At 70.0% G+C, this 3,421-nt stretch carries 6 protein-coding genes; all 6 read left to right on the forward strand.

Annotated elements, in window-relative coordinates:
• Window positions 1–61: 61 nt before the first annotated feature.
• Window positions 62–727: a heme ABC exporter ATP-binding protein CcmA gene (gene ccmA, locus C5O18_RS07670; protein ID WP_105192893.1), complete on the forward strand. Its 666-nt coding sequence runs from the start codon at window positions 62–64 to the stop codon at window positions 725–727.
• Window positions 724–1,401, forward strand: a complete 678-nt coding sequence (ccmB, locus tag C5O18_RS07675; protein ID WP_105192895.1) for a heme exporter protein CcmB — start codon at window positions 724–726, stop codon at window positions 1,399–1,401. The genes ccmA and ccmB overlap by 4 nt, the downstream gene beginning before the upstream one ends.
• A 78-nt stretch (window positions 1,402–1,479) precedes the next feature.
• Window positions 1,480–2,259, forward strand: a complete 780-nt coding sequence (locus tag C5O18_RS07680) for a heme ABC transporter permease (RefSeq protein WP_105192897.1) — start codon at window positions 1,480–1,482, stop codon at window positions 2,257–2,259.
• A 2-nt stretch (window positions 2,260–2,261) separates the two neighbouring features.
• Window positions 2,262–2,486: a heme exporter protein CcmD gene (ccmD, locus tag C5O18_RS07685; RefSeq protein ID WP_105192899.1), complete on the forward strand. Its 225-nt coding sequence runs from the start codon at window positions 2,262–2,264 to the stop codon at window positions 2,484–2,486.
• A 5-nt stretch (window positions 2,487–2,491) separates the two neighbouring features.
• Window positions 2,492–2,971, forward strand: a complete 480-nt coding sequence (gene ccmE, locus C5O18_RS07690; protein ID WP_105192901.1) for a cytochrome c maturation protein CcmE — start codon at window positions 2,492–2,494, stop codon at window positions 2,969–2,971.
• A 50-nt stretch (window positions 2,972–3,021) separates the two neighbouring features.
• Window positions 3,022–3,421, forward strand: a 400-nt coding sequence (locus tag C5O18_RS07695) for a POTRA domain-containing protein (RefSeq protein ID WP_241146780.1), incomplete at its 3' end; no start/stop codon positions are given.

Raw genomic sequence — 3,421 nt, forward strand, 5'->3', positions numbered from 1 at the left:
ATGATGACGATGCGCGCAGGCATCCGGCATACCGGGCCAATCTGCCACAAATCACGGGAAAATGCGCCGGCCTGGGCTACAATGCCGCCCATCCCACCTTTCGCACACTGGAATCCGCCCCGTGCTCGAGCTGCAAGACCTGGAAGCCTGGCGTGACGACCGCTGCCTGTTCGGCGCGCTGTCGCTGTCGCTGCCGGCCGGCGGGGTGGTGCAGGTCGGTGGCGCCAACGGCGTCGGCAAGACCACGCTGCTGCAGCTGGTCGCCGGGCTGGCGCCGCTGTCGCGGGGGCGCGTGTGCTGGCGCGGCCGGGACCGCGATCACGATCCTGCCGCCTTCCTCCGCGAGCTGCTGTTCCTGGGGCATCTGCCGGGCATCAAGGCGGCGCTGACGGTGGCCGAGAACCTGCGCTTCCTGGCCGCCGCGCGCGGCCTGGCGCCGGATGATGCCGCGATCGCCGCCGCACTGGCGCGCGTGCGTCTCGACGGTCACGAGGACAGTCTGGCCGGGCATCTGTCGGCCGGCCAGAAGCGCCGCGTCGCGCTCGCGCGCCTGTTCACCGAGCCGGTGCCGCTGTGGCTGCTGGACGAGCCGTTCACCGCCNTGGTCATGCTGACCACGCACCATGCGCTGGCGCTGCGCTGTCCCTTGCAGCAGCTGCAGCTGCTGCCGGCCTATGACGACGACGCGGATAGCGATGGCTCCCGCGCCGACGGAGCCCCGACATGATGCTTCGCGCCGCCTGGCAGCTGCTGCGCCGCGACCTGCGCCTGGGGCTGCGGCAGAGCGGCGACTGGCTGAACCCGCTGGTGTTTTTCCTCATGGTCATCGCGCTGGTGCCGCTGGCGGTGAGCCCGGAGCCGGCGCGCCTGCGCGAGCTGGCCGGCGGCATCATCTGGATCGCGGCGCTGCTGGCGGTGCTGCTGGCCATGGACGGCCTGTTCCGCGGCGACCATGAAGATGGCACGCTGGAGCAGCTGTTGCTGAGTCCGGCGCCGCTGCCGCTGCTGGTGCTTGCCAAGGTGCTGGCGCACTGGCTGCAGACCGGCCTCAGCCTGACCGTGCTGGCACCGCTGGCGGCGGTACTGCTGAACCTGCCGGGCAGTGCCATAGGCGTATTGTGCGCCACGCTGCTGATCGGCACGCTGACGCTGAGCCTGATCAGCGCCATCGGCGCCGCGCTCACCGTCGGGCTGCGGCGTGGCGGCGTGCTGGTCCCGCTGATCACGCTGCCGCTGCACATTCCGGTGCTGATCTTCGCCACCTCGGCGGTGCGCAGCGCCGTGCTAGGCTTGCCGGTCGACGGTCATCTGGCGCTGCTGGCGGCATTCCTGGTGCTGGCGCTGATGCTGGCGCCGCTGGCCGCCGCCGCCGCGCTCCGGCTTGCCGGCGGCGGACGCTGATCCGGGCGGGCAGTCGCTGCGGCATGGGTGAAAACAAGAAACAAGGTGCCGCGCCGGCGCGGCACCACGGGAGAACACATGAGCTGGTTGCGCCGACTCTGGGCGGCATTCGAGAGCACTGTCAGCCCGCGCCATTTCTACGAGCTGAGCGGTCGCTGGCTGCCCTGGCTGGCCTGGCCGGCCGCCGTGCTGATCGCCACCGGGCTGGTCTGGGGGCTGGCCTTCGCGCCGGCGGACTACCAGCAGGGCAACAGCTACCGCATCATCTTCATCCATGTGCCGTCGGCCAGTCTGGCCATGGGCGGCTATCTGCTGCTCGCCGTCTGCGCGCTGATCTCGCTGGTCTGGCGGGTGAAGACCGCCGACATGGTGGCGAAGGCGGCGGCGCCGGTGGGGGCGCTGTTCTGCCTGTGCGCGCTGTTCACCGGCTCGCTCTGGGGCAAGCCGACCTGGGGCACCTACTGGGTCTGGGATGCGCGCCTGACCTCCATGCTCATCCTGCTCTTCCTCTATGCCGGGATCATGGCGCTGCACAGCGCCTTCGAGGATGCTGCCCAGGGCGGCAAGGCGGCGGCCATCCTGGCGCTGGTCGGCGTGGTCAACCTGCCGGTCATCAAGTATTCGGTGGAGTGGTGGAACACGCTGCACCAGGGCTCGACCTTCCGCATCACCGAGCGGCCGTCCATGCCGCCGGAAATGTACCTGCCGCTGCTGGTCATGTTCTTCGGCCTCTGGCTGCTTTATTCGGCCGTGGTGCTGATGCGCAGCCGGCACGAGATCCTGCGCCGCGAGCGCCGCGCGCGCTGGGTACGCGACATCGTCGCCGCAAGCCAGGCCGGTGACGGGAGGCGGGGCTGACCATGTACTTCGACTCCTTCGCGGACTTCCTTGCCATGGGCGGTCATGGCATATATGTGTGGCTGTCCTACGGCCTCATGACGGCGCTGCTGGCGCTGCTGATCCTGGGTTCGCGCTGGCACCAGCGCCGCTGGCTGCGCGAGCAGCACCGGCAGGCGGTGCGGCAGCAGGCACGGCGACCGGCCGACTCCCCTGAACCGGGCCGCGCGCCCGACAACCGGAACTGATGTCCATGCACCCGCAGCGCCGCCGCCGACTGATCTGGATCCTCGCCCTGCTGGCCGGCTTCGCCCTTGCCGTGGCGCTGGCCGCCTACGCCCTGCGCCAGAACATCAATCTGTTTTTCACGCCGAGTCAGCTCGCCGCCCATGAAGCCGTCGACGGCCAGCGTATCCAGGCCGGCGGCCTGGTGGTGCAGGGGTCGGTGCGGCGTGCGCCGGACAGCCTCGCGGTGCGTTTCAGCATCAGCGATCTGCGGCACTCGGTGGATGTGGTCTACGAGGGCATCCTGCCCGACCTGTTCCGCGAGGGGCAGGGCATCGTTGCCAACGGACGCTGGCAGGACGGTGTCGTGGTGGCGGACGAAGTGCTGGCCAAGCACGACGAGAACTACATGCCGCCGCAGGTGAAGGAAGCCATCGAGAAAGCGGGGCATCCGGCCGGTGCCGGGAGTGACGGGGCGGACAGGACGGGGTCCTACCAGGCGCGGTGACGCGTCAGGTGGCAGGGCAGGGATGGCTGGCTGGCGGCCGGGGAAAGCGCATGCGGCGATGGTGGCGACAATGTCTGGGGGGCGGTCTGCTGGTGCTGTGCCAGCCGGGCTGGGCTGCGCCCGACTGGCGCTTCGTGGTCACGCCCAATGCCCTGGAGGAAGAGGTCGAACTCGCGGTCAAGGACTGGCGCGAACCGCCCAAGCGTGAAGATGACCTGCCGTCGGTGTCCGCCGGCGAGCCGGTGCCGGTCGATGACGAGCAGCTGGTGCGCGAGGCCACCTACGCTGTTGCCCAGACCCTGCAGGCCATGGGCTACTACGAGCCCGACATTAGCCTGGTGCGCCGCGACGGCGACTGGCGCCTGACCGTCAATGCCGGCGAGCCGGTGCGCGTGCGCCAGCTCGGCATCGAGCTGCAGGGCGCCGCCGCCGATGACAAGTGGTTCCGTG

The organism is Amnimonas aquatica, from assembly GCF_002943415.1.
In the GTDB taxonomy this organism is placed as follows: domain Bacteria; phylum Pseudomonadota; class Gammaproteobacteria; order Pseudomonadales; family Moraxellaceae; genus Perlucidibaca; species Perlucidibaca aquatica_A.